This window comes from Serratia sp. HMSC15F11 (assembly GCF_001808215.1).
GTDB lineage: Bacteria > Pseudomonadota > Gammaproteobacteria > Enterobacterales > Enterobacteriaceae > Serratia > Serratia nevei.
This window is the reverse complement of sequence record NZ_KV792466.1, coordinates 1-15,565: the sequence shown is the minus strand read 5'-3', so window position 1 is coordinate 15,565 and position 15,565 is coordinate 1. Positions and strand designations below refer to the sequence as shown.

Genomic DNA, 15,565 nt, shown 5'->3' with positions numbered 1-15,565 from the left:
TCACAGCTCGCAGATGGCGTAAGTGCCTTTGCCGGCGGATTTCGCCTGATACATTGCGCTATCGGCGCTGGCCAACAGCATTTCCGCCGTCACCTCTCCGTTCGAAGAGATCGCCGCGCCAATGCTGGCGGACAGGCAGACCTTTTGTTGACCGATCTGCGAAATGCCGGCCAGCTGCGCCAACACCTTTTCGCAGAATTCGTTGACCTCGCGCCGCGGCGCCGTCAACGGCCACAGGATCACCGTGAATTCATCGCCGGCCAGGCGCGATACGCTGTGGCGTTCGCCGGCGCAGGCGCTGAGCAATTTGGCGAACGTCTTCAGGATCACATCGCCGAAGTCATGGCCATAGCTGTCGTTCAGGGTCTTGAAACCATCAAGATCGATGAACAGCAGCGCCATCTGTCGCTGGTGGCAACAGGCCTGCAGCGTGCCCGATAACCGGCGCAGAAATGCGCGTCGGTTGGTCAATCCGGTCAGCATGTCGTGCGTCGCGTCATACTCCAACCGTTGCTGCAGGCGCTTCAGTTCAGTGATGTCCATGGCGAGAATGTAAAATCCCTGCGCTTCGCAAGGCACCAGCGTGGTGTGGATCATCAGCAGCCCCTGCTGGGTCTGCAATTCGTTTTCGAAACTGACCATTTCGCCCGCCAGAGCCCGTTCGATCATCGGCTTGGCCATTTGATAGACGCTTTCGCCCATAAACTCGCGCACCGTCATGCCCTGCAGGCTGGCCTCTTCCAGACCAAACCAGGTTTTATAGGCGCTGTTGGCAAACAGATAGCGTTCATTGGCGTCGATCTGGCTGATTAACGCCGGCATGTTGTCGGTAATGGCGCGCAGGCGTTCTTTCTCCGCGCTGAGCTGAGATTCGGCGAGTACCCGGGTTTCTATCTCTTCGTTGAGCTTTTTAACCACCACGTTGAGCTCATGCGTGCGGATTTCGACGCGCTCTTCCAGCTCATGCTGCAAGGCGAACAGGTCGGCCTCCGCCGCCTTGCGCTCGCTGATGTCGACGATAACCGAGATAAAATGGTCCGGCTTGCCGTTCGGCAGGCGATTGAGCGCCACCGTCAACTGCACCCAGACGATCGAGCCGTCGGCGCGGAAATAACGCTTTTCCATCGAATAGGTGCTGATTTCGTTTTTCAGCAGCTGTTGCAAGTACTCCAGATCGGTATTGAGATCGAGTGGATAAGTGATGTCCTGAAACGTGCGATCCATCAGCTCGCGCTCAGAGTATTGCAGCATTTCGCAGATGCGCGGATTGACCCGCAGCCAATAGCCCTGCAGCGAGACCAGCGCCATGCCCACCGCCGCCTGAGAAAAGGTCTGCTCGAATAGCGCCTCCGTGCGCTGCAGATCGGATTTCAGGTTTTCGGTATAGACGTGGCGCTCAATGCTTTGCAGATACTCTTCCACTACCGCGGCGAAGTCATGCAGGTCGGCCAGTTTGTCCTGAGGAAAAGGATGAGGGTGGCTGTCGATAATGCAAAGCGTGCCGAGCGGCAAGCCGTCCAGCGATAGCAACGGCTGCCCGACATAAAAACCGATCCTCGGGCCACCGACCACCAGCGGATTATCGAAAAAGCGCGGATCCTTGGCAGTGTCGGGCACCACCAGCGTTTCACGCTGCAAGATGGCATGGCCGCAAAACGAGATATTGCGCGGCGTTTCCCGCGCATCCAAGCCATAGCGCGATAAAAACCATTGGCGATCCCGGTCGATCAGTGACACCAGCGCAATGGTGACGCCGAAATATTTGGCGGCCAGCCGCGTGATGCGATCCAGCTTTTCCACCGAGTTCGAATCCAGCACGTTCAGCGAATTCAATACCGACAGGCGTTCGGCCTCGTTTTCGGGGAAGCAGGGTTCGAGCATATTGACTCCTGTTGCGTCTCCAACGGGCCACGCCGCCTTTCAGGTCCGATCGCCCGTCGTATTTTTAATCAGAATCAGTTCGTTGCGTCCGTCGGCGGAACGGTAACGAACTTCGTCCATCATGGAATAAATCAGTATCAATCCGATTCCGCTTTCTGGCCAACTTTCCAGCGAGCCCGGTTCGGGGAACGACCGTTGTTTATCCGCTACCGCCTGCAGAATGTCCGCCGGTATAGGACGCCCGCTGTCGGTGAGCGTCACGGCGATCGCGTCGGCAAATAGTGACATAGTCACATCCACGTTATGCCGCACGTCGTAATTGACGCCGTGCCGGACGATGTTGCTGAATGCCTCGCTGGCCGCCAAATCCATCTGATATATCGCTGCCGGATCAAGCGCGAACGGCGCCACGAACCGCTGAAAAGCGTTGCTCAGCGTATCCAGATTTTCAAGCGCCGCACCCAGGCGCAGCGTGGTGGTGGCTGTCTCCATCAAGGCCTCCCGGTTAAACGCCACGCTATTCGCGGGCAAGGATATTTAGCGCGTCCTGCCGCGTAGCGCCGATGGTAAAAATCCGGTCCATACGGGTCAGTTTGAACAGATGCTGAATATTGCCGTTCAGCGAACACAGCACCAGTTCCCCTTTTCCGTTCAACGTTTTGAGTATCGACACCAGCGCGCCCAAACAGCTACTGTCGATGAAATCGACTCGGCTGAAGTCGAGCAGTACGTGATTACCGTTACGCTCGATCACTTCCAGCACCTGCTGCTTGAACGCCAGCGCGACGGAAGCGTCGAGGCGGCGCACCAGCGGCACCACGATCTCGATGTCATTTTCGGTGTACATTTCAAAATTCATGGTCTTCCTCATCGAAGTTGTCTGCGGTTATGCGGTGCGCTCGATCGCCACCAGCGAAATATCGTCATTAAAGAAACGGCCGTACTCTGCGAGCCCGTCAGGCTCCGGTCGGCTCCAGTCGCCCAGCTCGCGTTCAACGCGCTGGAAAACCGCGGCCGTCGCCAGCAGACGATGCTCTGTCAGTAACTGCTGCAGCCGCGTTTCTCCATAGAGCTCTCCCGCGCGGTTCTCACATTCGCTGATGCCGTCACTGTAAAGATAGAGCCGTTCGCCGGGCGCCAGAGAAAACTCGCAGCTTTGATACTCCGACTGGGGAAAAAGCCCAACGGGGACACCACCGAGGCCGACGGTACGCAGTTCACCGTCCCGGCAGATAATGAAAGGCGTCGGATGCCCGGCCTGACAGAGCGCCCCCCGCCCGGTTCGAGTGTCGATAAAACCGTAAATAAGCGTGAAATAGCTGGTGATTTCTTCGTTGTCGAAGCAAAAACGCCGGTTGAGCGCCGCGACCACCTGATGAGGCGCAATGACGCCTCCCTCGTCGATCAGCAGTCGCCCATCGGCCCGGCCGGTAAGAAACTCTCTGGCGACCGCCAGGGAAAGCATCGCGGCGCTCACCCCATGACCGGCGACATCAATGCAGTAAAACGCCAAATGACGGGCGTCGAGCGCAAAATAGTTCAGCAGGTCGCCGGAAACGTACGCGGAAGGCAAAAACATCCAGTCCGCCTGATAGCCGCTGAACGTCAACGCTGCCGCCGGCAACACGCTGCGCTGCAATCGTGCGGCAGCCTGCAGATCCTGCTCGATTTGCCGGTAGGCGCTGCTCAACCGCTGGTTGCGAATCGCCAGCGTGCTTTCTAACGTCAGGATGCGTTCGGCGGCATGAAGTCGGGCGCGCAGCTGACTCTGATTGACCGGTTTGGAGAGGAAATCGTCGGCACCAGATTCCAGCCCCTGCACCAGATCGTCGATCGACTGGCGCGCCGTCACCAGAATGGCATAGATGTAATGACCGAAATCACGCTGGCGAATTTGGTGGCAGAGCGCCACGCCGTCCATTTGCGGCATTTCCCAATCGCTGATGACGGCGTTGATGGTTTGCGTCTCCAACATCGCCAGCGCGTGTACGCCGTCCTGCGCCTCCAACACCCGGTAGCCCCATTTGCTCAGCATGCTGCCCAGCAGATGCCGGTAGCTCCTGGAGTCATCGACGATCAGGATGGTCAAAGGGGATGCGCTGTCTTTCTCCGTCGGTTCCACAGTCACACTCGCTTAAAACGGGAGCGTCCAGCTCAGGTTGATCGTCCCGCGCCGAAAATTGGCATTGGCATCGCTGCGCCATGGGTAGCGCGTACCGGTGTAGTTGTCGTAATGCACGGAAACCGCGCCCGGCAAATAGCTGGACACATAGCCGATACTGTAGGTGTAGTCGTAGTCCCAGGGCTGCTGTTGCTGACTGTCGGGGTAATAGAACGACGACACGCGCAGGAAATAGTGTTGCAGCAGCGTGTAACCGCAGCTGGCCAACAGCGAGCTTTTGTTACGTTTGATGCCGCTGTCGGCCAACGAATAGTAGCGCGGGACATAGCTGTATCCCACCTGGCAGATCAACGCGTCTTCCTTGTTGATCAGCAGGTGTTTTTCGACGCTGTCCGGCAAACTGAATTTATACGCAAACGTCCAGGCGCCTTGTTCAAAATAGGTGTGTCTGTCGCCGCTGGCCGGATAAAAGTGGTTATTATCGTTATAGTTGCCGTAGACCAGGCTGAAGGTGCCGGGGTGCCAGTCATCGTAGCCAAAGCTGTAAACGAAATCGGTGCTGTATTTATTGGTGTCCTGCAGCGGCATTCGCACCGTCATGTTGGCGAAGAAATAGCTCATCGGCGAATACTGCATGCTCAGCAGCAGGCGCTGATTGTACTTATCGCGGATCTCGGAAGAGTCGCTCCCCGTGGGCACATAAACCGGATGCCGGGCCAAATCCGAGTTATAGGTCAGCGCCGCGGAGAAAGACGATTCGCTGCCGGAGAACAGACGCGCCCAAGGGCTGGTGAACACCCGCACTGCCGGTTGGTTAGGCGTCGTGTCCGCCGCCCAGCCGCAAACGCTGAACAGACAGCCGGCAAGCGGGGACAGGCGCCGTAATAAACGGGTGGTCATATCAGTAATTCATCCCCCAAATCTCCTTGGCATAGCCGCGAATGGTGCGATCGCTGGAAAAACCGCCCATGCGTGCGATGGTCAACAGGGCGCGACGGTGCCACCGCTCCGGTTCGTCGAAATCGGCCGCCGCTCGCAGCTGAGCCAGCCGATAGCTCTCGAAATCTTGCAAATGACAGAAATAGTCGCCGGCGATCAGGATATTGCGTAACGGCGCAAACAGTTCAGGGTCGGCCGTAAACAGGCCCGACGTCAGTGAGTCCACCACACGGGCGATACGCGGGTTGTTGCGATAATGATCGCCACCGTGGTAACCGCTGCGCCTGATGGCGTCGATTTCCTCTGCGGTGGCACCGAACAGGTAAAAATTGTCCGCCCCAACCGCATCGCGGATTTCGATGTTTGCCCCATCCAGCGTGCCGATGGTCAATGCGCCATTGAGGGCGAATTTCATATTGCTGGTGCCCGAGGCTTCGGTACCGGCGGTCGAGATTTGCTCGGACAGATCGGTCGCGGGGATAATGCGTTCGGCCAGCGAGACCTTATAGTCCTCGAGGAACACCACTTTCAGCTGGCCGCCGACGCGAGCGTCCTGATTAATGCGCTGCGCCACGCAACCGATCAGTTGAATGATCAACTTGGCCACCGCATAACTCGGCGCGGCCTTACCGGCGAACAGATGCACTTTAGGCGCGATGGTTTTACCGCCTTCCTTGATCTCCAGATAAAGGTCTATCACGTGGAGAATGTTCAGCAATTGCCGTTTATATTCGTGGATCCGCTTCACCTGGCAGTCGAACATCGCCATCGGATCGAGATGGATACCGTGTCGCTCTGCAATCAGCCGACACAAGGTGCCCTTATTTGCGCGTTTTATCGTACGTATTTCGTCGATCGCGCCAACATCGTCGGCCAATTTCTCCAGCCCGGCCAACTGCTGCAAATCCGTCGGCCATTCCTTAGCCAAATGTTGATGCAGAAACGCTGCCAGCGGTGGGTTAGCCTGCTGCACCCAGCGGCGCGGCGTGACGCCGTTGGTCTGGTTAATGAATTTTTCCGGCGAGATAAAATAAAAATCCGGCACCAGGTTTTTCTTGATCAATTCCGAATGTAGCTTTGCCACGCCATTAACCCGATGGCTGCCGACGATTGCCAGGTTAGCCATCCGCATCTTTTTGTCGTTTTCGCCCGTGAACAGGGAAAGCGACGGCAACAGCTGCGGTTGCTCGGGCCAGCGTGCGGCCACTTCCGCCAGAAAACGCCGGTTAATCTCATAAACGATCTGCAAATGACGCGGCAGCAACTTTTCAAACAGGCTCACCGACCAGGTTTCCAGCGCTTCGGGCATCAGCGTGTGATTGGTGAAGGCGCAGGTTCGCTGCGTGATGTCCCAGGCCTGCTCCCACGGCAGCTGGTGCTCATCGACCAACAGGCGCATCAGTTCTGCCACCGCCAGAGCGGGATGGGTGTCGTTGAGCTGGATCGCCACCCGTTCCGGCAACGCCGCGATCGGCGCTTCTTCCTTCGCATAATCGGCCAGCACGTCTCGCAGCGTACAGGCGACCAGGAAATATTCCTGCGTGAGGCGAAGCTCCTTGCCGGTCAACGCCTCATCCGCCGGGTAAAGAATCTTTGAGATATTCTCGGAGGCGATTTTCTCGCTCACCGCCTTGATATAGTCACCCCGGTTGAAGATATGAATATTGAAGGAATCTGAAGCCAGTGCGCTGTAAAGCCTCAACTTATTGGTCGCAGACCCCTGATAACCAGAAACGAGATAGTCGTGCGGGATCCCGACGAGAATCCGCCAATCCATCCACATCGGGTTATAGTTTCCCTCGGCGTCTTCACCGTGCTCAACGCGGCCGCCGATCGGGATCAGCATCTGTTGGGCGTGGTGCTCGACCAGCCACGGCGAGTGCGTGGAGTGCCAGTCATCCGGCTGTTCGATTTGCCTGCCGTCGTGGATCGCCTGTTTGAAGAGCCCATACTCGTATTTGATGCCGTGCCCGGAAGCGGCGATGTCCAACGTGGCCATCGAGTCAATGAAACAGGCGGCCAAGCGCCCCAACCCGCCGTTGCCTAGAGCTGCATCGGGCTCTTCATCAATAATGCGCTCGAAATCGAATCCCAATTCGGTAACCGCGCGCTGCATATTCGTCAGCAAGCCGATATTGATCAGGTTATTGCGCAGTGACTGACCTAATAAAAACTCCATCGACAAATAATAAAGACGTTTCTTTTTTTCCGCGCGTTGTCTTTGCTGCGTAATCAGAAAGTCATCGTATTGATAATGACGAACAGTCAGCGCCACTGCATTGAAAATGTCGCTTTCAGTTGCCGCCGACAAGGCCACACAGAGTTGATATTTAAGATTGTTTTCAATCTGCGCACTCAGCTCGCTAACGCTCGGCGCAGTAGCTACAGGCTGTTCTGATGTCATTGCACTTCCTTTCGGGAATGATATTCAACGGTATATTCGTTAAACGGCAATAAGTTATCAGATAAATTCTAGCCCCTTTTTTTATAATGTCTTTTTTTTGCCGAATTTATTTTTAATTCAAACGAAAATGGTGAGATTGTTAATTATATTAAGAGCGGATTTGGCACAATTAAATGATGATCGACGCAATGATTTGATTAATCCATGCCGGTTCCAACGTTGCGTTTACCCCCGCGCTGCGCTACAGTCGTTCACAAGGTGATGGTGTTCCACCTTTCCCAACCGCCGCGTTCACTCGAACCGGATGATGACGCCTGATATACAACTTCGCTTTATTTTTTAGGCAGGTATGTCAGGAGTCGCTATGAATGAAATTTCACGTTTTACCTCTTTTCCACTCCAGCCCGATGTCGTCGCACGGGAAATGCCTCTGTACGTTTTCGGCCATAAAAACCCCGACAGCGACAGCATCTGCAGCGCGCTGGTGGTCGCGGACTGGCTCAATCACCTCGGCAAACCGGCCGTGGCTTTCCGCCTTGGCGAGCTGACGCCGGAAACCCGCTACATACTGGCTGCCGCCGGCGTACAGGCGCCTGCGCTGCTGACAGACGATCTCCGTGACCGCAAAGTCTGGCTGGTCGACTTTACCGATATCGAACAAGGCCCGGCCTCATTGCCCGACAGCGACGTGGTCGGCGTTATCGACCATCACCGGCTGGGCACATTAGTCACCCGCAACCCGCCCGATGTCTGGGTGCGCGCCGTCGGCTGTTGCGCCACCGTGATCCTGCAGATCCTGACGGCAGAAAAACCGATGCCACTTAACGCCGCACAGGCCACGCTGCTGCTGGGCGCCATCCTGAGCGACACCGTCGCGCTCAGTGCGCCGACCACCACGGAACAGGATCGGCGGGCGGTCACCCGGTTGCGCGCAATTTCTCACGTCGACTATGACACCTTCACCACCGGGCTACTGGCCGCCAAAACCGATCTCTCCGGGCAATCCGCCCCGCAGTTGCTGCAGCGCGATGCCAAGAATTACCGCATCCATACCGTTTCGCTGCTGCTGTCGCAGATAGAAGTGCGGGCCATGAGCGACATCGATCCGCTGTTGCCCGCGCTGCAACAGGCACTCGAGCAGGCGAAGCAGGAAGCCGGGCTGGAGATGACCGCGCTCCTGGTTACCGATATCACCCACCGCCGATCCACCCTGTATTTCTCGTCGAACCGGGTGCTCGCCATTCGGCAGGTGTCGCTGCCCGGGATGACGAGCCGAAAAAAAGAGGTTTTACCGTGGTTAACCCTACAGATTGCTCACGCAGGGAGATAAGTCATGCCGATCTACCAACACGCTTTACTGCTGGTGCAGGATGAACGCGACGGCCGGCTGCTGTTGCGCCATGCCGAACGCCTCAATCAGCAGATGAATACGCGCATTACCGTGGCGCACATCAGCGCCGACTATGCCGAGCTGGACTACCTCAGCGATGCGCAAATCAAAGATCGCCAGTCCAGCGAGGTGATCGCCGCCAAAGCCATGCTCAGCCGCCTGGTGGACGACTGCTCAATCCCCCTGGAGGTGCGCGCAATGGTCAGCATCCATCGCTTCAAAGACGTCGAAGCCCTGATTGCCCGTGAAGGCGTCGATCTTTTGTTGCTCGGCCATCAGAACCGTCCGTTTGGCGTCTATGCCTCCTTCGGCTTCGAATTCATCAACCATTTATCCATCGATGTGCTGATAAAGCACGTTCCCACTCCCTAGAACGAGGTGACTACCCATGAGCGATGAGATTGAAAGCGTAACCGCCAGAGAGATCCTGGATTCGCGCGGCAACCCGACCGTCGAAGTCGAAATGAGCGCGGCGGGCGTCGTGGCCCGGGCTTCGGTGCCTTCGGGAGCCAGCACCGGGTCGCGCGAGGCGGTGGAGCACCGCGACGGCGATCCGCACCGTTTCGGCGGCAAAGGCGTACTGGAGGCGGTGCACAGCGTCAAAACGGCGATCAACGAGGTGCTGCGCGGAGTGGATGTGCGCCAACAAGAGGAGATAGACCGCCGGCTGATCGCGCTGGACGGCAGCGAGAACAAGAGCCGATTGGGGGCCAACGCCCTGCTCGGTGTTTCTCTGGCCGCCGCCCGCCTCGCGGCGCAATTGTCGCAGCTGCCGCTGTATCGTTATCTGGGCGGCATCGGCGCCAACCTGCTGCCGGTGCCCTGCATGAATATCATCAACGGCGGCGTGCACGCCCGGTGGCAAGGGGCGGACTTTCAGGAGTTCATGATAGCTCCCCTGGGCGCGCCGTCGCTGCGCGAGGCCGTGCGCTGGGGCAGTGAAGTTTATCAGGCGCTGCGCCAAATCCTGTTGGAAAAAGGCCTGTCGGTCGGCGTCGGTGACGAAGGCGGTTTCGCGCCGGCGGTCGCCTCAAACCGCCAGCCGCTCGAGCTGATCGTGCAGGCGATAGAAAAAGCCGGCTACCGGCCGGGAGAAGATATCGCGATCTGCATGGATCCGGCCTCGAGCGAATTCTACGCCGACGGCAAGTACCGCCTGCGCAGCGAGAACCTCGAGTTGGACGCAGCCCAGATGACGGCCTATTACCAACGGCTGGTGCAGGACTTCCCCATCGTGCTGATTGAAGACGGCTTGGCCGAAGACGACTGGGCCGGCTGGCGTATTCTGAGCGACGCCCTGGGCGACCAGGTGGAGCTGGTCGGCGACGATCTGTTCGTCACCAACGTGAAATACATCCAGCGCGGGATTGATGAACGGTTGGCCAATGCGGCGCTGATCAAGCTGAACCAGATCGGCACGCTGAGCGAAACCTTCGCCGCCGTACAGCTCTGCCAGGCGAACGGCTGGGGCACCTTTATCTCGCACCGCAGCGGTGAAACCGTCGACAGCTTTATCGCCGACATGACGGTCGCGATGCGAGCCGGCCATCTGAAAACCGGCGCGCCGAGCCGCGGCGAGCGGATCGAAAAATACAATCAGCTGATGCGCATCGAAGATCAGTTGGGCGCCGCGGCGGTGTATGCCGGGCGTTTCGCCTTTAAACGCCGCTAAGCTTTGCCGGCCGGGCCGGCGATGCGTCGGCCTGTTTTACGCCCTTGGCTTGGCACAGCCCGGCAACGCCGGACTCCAATAAGGTCAGCCGGGTCGTCAACAAGGTTTCTCGTTGTTCATTCAGCGTGGCCATCATCAGCTCGATCTCCGCCAGCCGTTCATCGACGCCACGTATCAACCCATCCTCATAAGCGCTGCCCTGCAGCGCCAGCACGCGTTGGATCGCCTGCAGCGAAAACCCCAGATTTTGGCCGATTTGGATCAGGTGCAATCGCTCCAGCGCGCTATCGCTGTAGACCCGATAGCCGTTGACGCCGCGCACCGGTTTCGGCAGCAGCCCCAGCTGCTCGTAGTAGCGTATCGCCGAGGCAGCCACGCCGGCGCGCTGCGCCAATTCTCCGATCTTCATGCCCTATTGACCTTAAAGTTAACTTTAAACCTAGTATAGCGCCATTCCCCTTACGACAGGAGCGCAAAACCGATGTTTACCCCACTGACGCTGCCCAACGGCAGCCGCCTGACCAACCGTCTGGCCAAGGCGGCGATGGAAGAAAATCTGGCCGCCCCGGGCCAACTGCCCGGCCCGGCGCTGTGGCGCTTATACCGCTATTGGGCCGAAGGCGGCGCCGGCTTGATCATCACCGGCAACGTGATGATCGACGGCCGCGCCATGACCGGCCCCGGCGGCGTGGTGCTGGAACAAGACACGCCGCTCGCCCCGTTCGAAACCTGGGCCAAAGCCGCACGCCAGGGCGGCGCGCAGGTGTGGATGCAGCTTAACCACCCGGGCCGGCAGGTGATGGCGAATATGGGCGGCAACGCATGGGCGCCCTCCGCCATCCCGCTGGCGATGGGCAAGCACAGCAAGCTGTTCGCCCAGCCGCAGGCGATGGATAAAACGCAGATCGCCGAGGTTATCGCGCGCTTCGCCGCCAGCGCGCACGCCGCCGAACGGGCCGGTTTTACCGGCGTGGAGATCCACGCGGCGCACGGTTACCTGATATCCCAGTTTCTCTCACCGCTGACCAACCAACGCAACGATCGTTGGGGCGGCGAGTTGGCGAACCGCGCCCGCCTGCTGCTGGAGGTGGTGCGTGCGGTGCGCGAGCGCGTCTCGCCGGGCTTTTGCGTGGCGGTCAAACTGAACTCCGCCGATTTTCAGCGCGGCGGTTTTTCATCGGACGATGCCCGCCAGGTGGTGCTGATGCTGAACGATCTGCCGGTCGATCTGATCGAACTGTCCGGCGGCAGCTACGAAAGCCCGGCGATGCAAGGCGAAACGGCGGACGGCCGCACCCTGGCGCGAGAAGCCTATTTTCTGTCCTTCGCCCGCGATCTTGCTGCGGTGGCCCGCATGCCGGTGATGACCACCGGCGGCATCGCCCGTCCTTCGGTGGCGCAGCGGGTGCTGGACAGCGGCGTTGCGGTTGCCGGCATCGCCACCGCCATGGCGGAAGTGCCCGATCTGCCGCGGCGCTGGCAAACCGGCGCGGCTCCCCATGCGCTGCCTGCCCCGGTCACCTGGCGCAGCAAAGCGATGGCGTCGCTCGCCCGCATGGCGTTGGTCAAGCGCCGGATGCGCGCGCTGAGTGACAATCGGCCGCGCAACGTACGCTACTCCCCGCTGTTCACGCTGATCGTCGATCAATGGCGCACCCGCCGTATCCTGCAGCGCTACCACGCCTGGTTACGGCAACGTTAACGGCAACAGCGCCGGCGCACCGGCCGGCGCTGCGTAAAAATAGCGCTTTTTTGATCGCGCTACGTGAAATCTGAGAGAAATCACCGATCTGGATGCTGCGCTTTTAACGGTTGGCCATTTATATTCATCACAAATTTTGTGTATATAAACGCTATAGGACTTAAGGTGGTGAATAGATAAAAATAAGCCGTTAATTCCTATTTATGTTATTAAGCGGAAATTCACCTTATTAATAAGCGTATTAAAGCCGCCTGCAGGTTGGCGGCGGAAAGGATTTTTGTGCCATGTTAACGATATGTTGTTTTTTACCGGCAAAATCAACGGTCAATAAATCAACAACATATTGATGAGCCTAAGAAAAAACCAAACAATTCAAAACAAAATCGGCTATTGAGTCCCAGGCGAAAAAGCCATATATTGGTCGCGCTTTTCACAAGGCAGTTACTTTTCTAATTCATTAATTCAATCGGAGCGTGTTGAGACCTTCGGTTGTAGGAGAGATATGATGACGGATAAAGTCCGTATTGATACTTTAGTTGCAAACTCATTAAACGGAAACAATGAAACCTATTTGGCGCGCCAAGCCGAATTTGAGTCGAATGTTAGGAGTTATCCGCGCAAATTGCCGTTGGCAATTGCGAAAGCCCAGGGCGTTTGGATCACTGATGTTGAGAATAATCAATATCTTGATTGCCTGGCCGGGGCGGGAACGTTGGCTCTTGGACATAATCACCCCGACGTCCTGCAAAGCATCCAAAATGTCATTACCAGCGGCTTGCCGTTACATACTCTCGATCTCACGACCCCGTTAAAAGATCGTTTCTCCGATTACCTGCTCTCTCTGTTGCCGGGCGAAGGCAAAGCGTATTGCCTGCAGTTCTGCGGCCCGTCCGGTGCCGATGCGGTGGAAGCCGCGCTGAAGCTGGCGAAAAAGCACACCGGCCGTTCCGGCGTGATCAGCTTCTCCGGCGGTTATCACGGCATGACCCACGGCGCGCTGTCGGTCACCGGCAACCTGTCGCCGAAGGCGGCGATCAACGGCATGATGCCGGAAGTGCAGTTCATGCCTTATCCGCATGAATACCGCTGCCCGCTGGGCATCGGCGGCGAAGCCGGCGTCAAGGCGCTGACCTACTACTTCGACAACCTGATCAACGACGTGGAAAGCGGCGTGCGTAAACCGGCGGCGGTGATCCTGGAAGCCGTTCAGGGCGAAGGCGGCGTTAACCCGGCACCTGCCGAGTGGCTGCAGTGCATCCGCAAAGTGACGCAGGAGCATGGCATTCTGCTGATCATCGACGAAGTTCAGGCCGGTTTCGCCCGTACGGGCAAGCTGTTCGCCTTCGAACACGCCGGCATCGAGCCGGACATCATCGTGATGTCGAAAGCGGTCGGCGGCGGCTTGCCGCTCGCGGTACTGGGCATCAAGAAAGAGTTTGACGCCTGGGAACCGGGTCACCACACCGGCACCTTCCGCGGCAACCAGCTGGCGATGGCCACCGGCCTGACCACCCTGCAATACCTGAAAGAGCACAAGGTCGCCGACAAAGTGGCCGCTCAAGGCGAATGGCTGAAAGGCAAACTGGCCGAGCTGCAGAAACGTTATCCGGTGATCGGTCACGTCCGCGGTCTGGGCCTGATGATCGGCATCGAGATCGTCAAGCCGAATGAAGCGCAGGATCACATGGGCTGCTACCCGGCCGATGGCGAACTGTCTGCGCTGCTGCAGAAGAAATGCTTCGAATCCGGCCTGATCCTGGAGCGCGGCGGGCGCAACGGCTGCGTGCTGCGCCTGCTGCCTTCGCTGCTGATCACCAACGATGAGCTGGGTATTTTCCTGGATAAATTTGAGCAGGCGCTGTTGGCCGCCGGCGTCAAGCCAGTCTGATTGGAGCGAATGACCGCGATGTCCAAGTTAAACCCGATTCTGGCTTCCTCGGCGCACAGCGCCGAGGCTTACCGCCAGGCGATCGCGCAGAGCAGTGAAGCCGTCGTGCAATGGCTGCAGCAGCCCGAGATGTATCAGGGCAAAAGCGTGGCCGAACTGCGCGAGCGCATCAAGCTCGACTTCACCCCGCAAGGCCTGGGCAACCAGGCGGCTATCGATCGTGCCATCGAGTACTTTTTGAAAGACAGCCTGTCGGTGCACCACCCGCAGTGCGTGGCGCACCTGCACTGCCCGAGCCTGGTGATTAGCCAGGCCGCCGAAGTGCTGATCAACGCCACCAACCAGAGCATGGATTCCTGGGATCAAAGCCCGTCGGCCACGCTGATCGAAATGAAGCTGATCGAGTGGCTGCGTGCCCAGGTCGGTTACCAGCCCGGCGACGCCGGGGTGTTCACCAGCGGCGGCACCCAGAGCAATCTGATGGGGCTGATGCTGGCGCGCGATGCGTTCTTCGCGCGTCAGGGCCACTCCGTGCAGCAGGACGGCCTGGTGGGCGATCTGCGCAAGCTGAAGGTGTTCTGTTCTGAAAACGCCCACTTCTCGGTGCAGAAGAACATGGCGCTGATGGGCCTCGGCTATCAGTCCGTCACCCTGGTGAAAACCGATCGCTTCGCCCGTATGGACGTGAACGATCTGGCGGAAAAACTGGCGCAGGCCAAGGCCAACGGCGAGCAGGTGATGGCGATTGTCGCCACCGCCGGCACCACCGACGCCGGTGCCATTGACCCGCTGCGCGACATCGCGCGGCTGGCGGCGGAGCAGCAGATTTGGGTACACGTGGATGCGGCCTGGGGCGGCGCGCTGCTGCTTTCCGAGCAGTACCGCGACTACCTGGACGGCCTGGAACTGGTGGACTCCATTACCCTGGACTTCCACAAGCAGTTCTTCCAGACCATCAGCTGCGGTGCCTTCTTGCTGAAAGACGAGCGCCACTATGAGCTGATGCGCTATCAGGCAGCCTACCTGAACTCCGAGTTTGACGAAGCGCAAGGCGTGCCGAACCTGGTGTCCAAATCGCTGCAGACCACCCGCCGCTTCGATGCGTTGAAGCTGTGGATGGGGCTGGAAGCGCTGGGGCAGAAGCAATACGCCGAGATCATCGATCATGGCGTGACGCTGGCGCAGCAGGTGGCGCGTTACATCGCCGATCAGGAATCGCTGGAACTGGTGATGCAGCCGCAGCTGGCCAGCGTGCTGTTCCGCTACCGTCCGGTGCAGCTGGCGGCGAACGGCGACGCGGCCGTCGCGCTGTTCAACCAGCGCATCGGCGACGCCCTGCTGGAATCGGGCCGCGCCAACGTCGGCGTGACCGAGTTCGATGGCGTGACCTGCCTGAAGATGACGCTGCTGAACCCGATCGTGACGCTGGAAGACATCAAGCTGTTGCTGGCGCTGGTCGAGAAAACCGCACAGCAGCTGCCGGCGTAACCCTCCGCCACTGCGCATTAAAAGCCGATAACCCCCAGGTTATCGGCTTTTTTATTGTAAGCCTTAAACCACCTCCTAA

13 protein-coding genes and 1 riboswitch are annotated in these 15,565 nt (G+C 58.5%); of the genes, 6 read left to right on the top strand and 7 right to left on the bottom strand.

What is annotated here, in order from left to right:
• The 6 genes from HMPREF3138_RS14530 to HMPREF3138_RS14505 are packed head-to-tail and all read right to left on the bottom strand — an operon-like array spanning nucleotide 1 to nucleotide 7,346.
• Nucleotides 1-1,881 (bottom strand): diguanylate cyclase domain-containing protein, encoded by a 1,881-nt coding sequence (locus tag HMPREF3138_RS14530; protein WP_038871667.1) that lies wholly within the window; start codon nucleotides 1,879-1,881, stop codon nucleotides 1-3.
• 39 nt (nucleotides 1,882-1,920) lie between these two features.
• A complete protein-coding gene (locus HMPREF3138_RS14525) occupies nucleotides 1,921-2,373 on the bottom strand; it encodes an ATP-binding protein (RefSeq protein WP_038871669.1) in 453 nt (150 codons plus the stop codon).
• A gap of 25 nt (nucleotides 2,374-2,398) precedes the next feature.
• Nucleotides 2,399-2,740 (bottom strand): STAS domain-containing protein, encoded by a 342-nt coding sequence (locus HMPREF3138_RS14520; RefSeq protein WP_038871672.1) that lies wholly within the window; start codon nucleotides 2,738-2,740, stop codon nucleotides 2,399-2,401.
• 27 nt (nucleotides 2,741-2,767) lie between these two features.
• On the bottom strand, nucleotides 2,768-4,003 hold the full coding sequence (locus HMPREF3138_RS14515; protein WP_223294936.1) for a PP2C family protein-serine/threonine phosphatase: 1,236 nt from the start codon (nucleotides 4,001-4,003) through the stop codon (nucleotides 2,768-2,770).
• A gap of 12 nt (nucleotides 4,004-4,015) precedes the next feature.
• Complete coding sequence (locus HMPREF3138_RS14510; RefSeq protein WP_223294935.1) at nucleotides 4,016-4,903, bottom strand: hypothetical protein; 888 nt, start codon at nucleotides 4,901-4,903, stop codon at nucleotides 4,016-4,018.
• 1 nt (nucleotide 4,904) lies between these two features.
• Nucleotides 4,905-7,346, bottom strand: coding sequence for a glycogen/starch/alpha-glucan phosphorylase (locus HMPREF3138_RS14505; RefSeq protein WP_038871679.1), 2,442 nt, complete (start codon nucleotides 7,344-7,346; stop codon nucleotides 4,905-4,907).
• A 248-nt stretch (nucleotides 7,347-7,594) separates the two neighbouring features.
• A riboswitch (Fluoride riboswitch) is annotated at nucleotides 7,595-7,670 on the top strand.
• A 40-nt stretch (nucleotides 7,671-7,710) separates the two neighbouring features.
• Here HMPREF3138_RS14505 and HMPREF3138_RS14500 point away from each other — a divergent pair.
• The 3 genes from HMPREF3138_RS14500 to eno are packed head-to-tail and all read left to right on the top strand — an operon-like array spanning nucleotide 7,711 to nucleotide 10,408.
• A complete protein-coding gene (locus HMPREF3138_RS14500) occupies nucleotides 7,711-8,676 on the top strand; it encodes a DHHA2 domain-containing protein (RefSeq protein ID WP_080213324.1) in 966 nt (321 codons plus the stop codon).
• A gap of 3 nt (nucleotides 8,677-8,679) precedes the next feature.
• A complete protein-coding gene (locus tag HMPREF3138_RS14495) occupies nucleotides 8,680-9,108 on the top strand; it encodes an adenine nucleotide alpha hydrolase family protein (protein ID WP_038871682.1) in 429 nt (142 codons plus the stop codon).
• 16 nt (nucleotides 9,109-9,124) lie between these two features.
• Complete coding sequence (gene eno / locus HMPREF3138_RS14490; RefSeq protein WP_038871684.1) at nucleotides 9,125-10,408, top strand: phosphopyruvate hydratase; 1,284 nt, start codon at nucleotides 9,125-9,127, stop codon at nucleotides 10,406-10,408.
• On the opposite strand, the gene HMPREF3138_RS14485 is transcribed toward eno, so the two are convergent.
• A complete protein-coding gene (locus HMPREF3138_RS14485; protein ID WP_038871685.1) occupies nucleotides 10,395-10,817 on the bottom strand; it encodes a MerR family transcriptional regulator in 423 nt (140 codons plus the stop codon). The genes eno and HMPREF3138_RS14485 overlap by 14 nt on opposite strands.
• A gap of 72 nt (nucleotides 10,818-10,889) precedes the next feature.
• Between HMPREF3138_RS14485 and HMPREF3138_RS14480 the strand changes: the two genes are divergently transcribed.
• The 3 genes from HMPREF3138_RS14480 (at nucleotide 10,890) to HMPREF3138_RS14470 (ending at nucleotide 15,486) form a co-directional block, all read left to right on the top strand.
• Nucleotides 10,890-12,110, top strand: coding sequence for an NADH:flavin oxidoreductase/NADH oxidase family protein (locus tag HMPREF3138_RS14480; RefSeq protein ID WP_038871688.1), 1,221 nt, complete (start codon nucleotides 10,890-10,892; stop codon nucleotides 12,108-12,110).
• Between the two features lie 505 nt (nucleotides 12,111-12,615).
• A complete protein-coding gene (locus tag HMPREF3138_RS14475) occupies nucleotides 12,616-13,998 on the top strand; it encodes a diaminobutyrate--2-oxoglutarate transaminase (RefSeq protein ID WP_071605290.1) in 1,383 nt (460 codons plus the stop codon).
• Between the two features lie 18 nt (nucleotides 13,999-14,016).
• Nucleotides 14,017-15,486 carry a pyridoxal phosphate-dependent decarboxylase family protein gene (locus tag HMPREF3138_RS14470; protein ID WP_038871724.1) on the top strand — a complete coding sequence of 490 codons (1,470 nt, stop codon included), beginning with the start codon at nucleotides 14,017-14,019 and terminating at the stop codon, nucleotides 15,484-15,486.
• Nucleotides 15,487-15,565: the final 79 nt, after the last annotated feature.

What these genes read in the sequence shown, in the direction of transcription:
- HMPREF3138_RS14530 (WP_038871667.1), bottom strand. Translation starts at nt 1,881, where the DNA reads ATGCTCGAACCCTGCTTCCCCGAAAACGAGGCCGAACGCCTGTCGGTA.
- HMPREF3138_RS14525 (WP_038871669.1), bottom strand. Translation starts at nt 2,373, where the DNA reads ATGGAGACAGCCACCACCACGCTGCGCCTGGGTGCGGCGCTTGAAAAT.
- HMPREF3138_RS14520 (WP_038871672.1), bottom strand. Translation starts at nt 2,740, where the DNA reads ATGAATTTTGAAATGTACACCGAAAATGACATCGAGATCGTGGTGCCG.
- HMPREF3138_RS14510 (WP_223294935.1), bottom strand. Translation starts at nt 4,903, where the DNA reads ATGACCACCCGTTTATTACGGCGCCTGTCCCCGCTTGCCGGCTGTCTG.
- HMPREF3138_RS14505 (WP_038871679.1), bottom strand. Translation starts at nt 7,346, where the DNA reads ATGACATCAGAACAGCCTGTAGCTACTGCGCCGAGCGTTAGCGAGCTG.
- HMPREF3138_RS14500 (WP_080213324.1), top strand. Translation starts at nt 7,711, where the DNA reads ATGAATGAAATTTCACGTTTTACCTCTTTTCCACTCCAGCCCGATGTC.
- HMPREF3138_RS14495 (WP_038871682.1), top strand. Translation starts at nt 8,680, where the DNA reads ATGCCGATCTACCAACACGCTTTACTGCTGGTGCAGGATGAACGCGAC.
- eno (WP_038871684.1), top strand. Translation starts at nt 9,125, where the DNA reads ATGAGCGATGAGATTGAAAGCGTAACCGCCAGAGAGATCCTGGATTCG.
- HMPREF3138_RS14485 (WP_038871685.1), bottom strand. Translation starts at nt 10,817, where the DNA reads ATGAAGATCGGAGAATTGGCGCAGCGCGCCGGCGTGGCTGCCTCGGCG.
- HMPREF3138_RS14480 (WP_038871688.1), top strand. Translation starts at nt 10,890, where the DNA reads ATGTTTACCCCACTGACGCTGCCCAACGGCAGCCGCCTGACCAACCGT.
- HMPREF3138_RS14475 (WP_071605290.1), top strand. Translation starts at nt 12,616, where the DNA reads ATGACGGATAAAGTCCGTATTGATACTTTAGTTGCAAACTCATTAAAC.
- HMPREF3138_RS14470 (WP_038871724.1), top strand. Translation starts at nt 14,017, where the DNA reads ATGTCCAAGTTAAACCCGATTCTGGCTTCCTCGGCGCACAGCGCCGAG.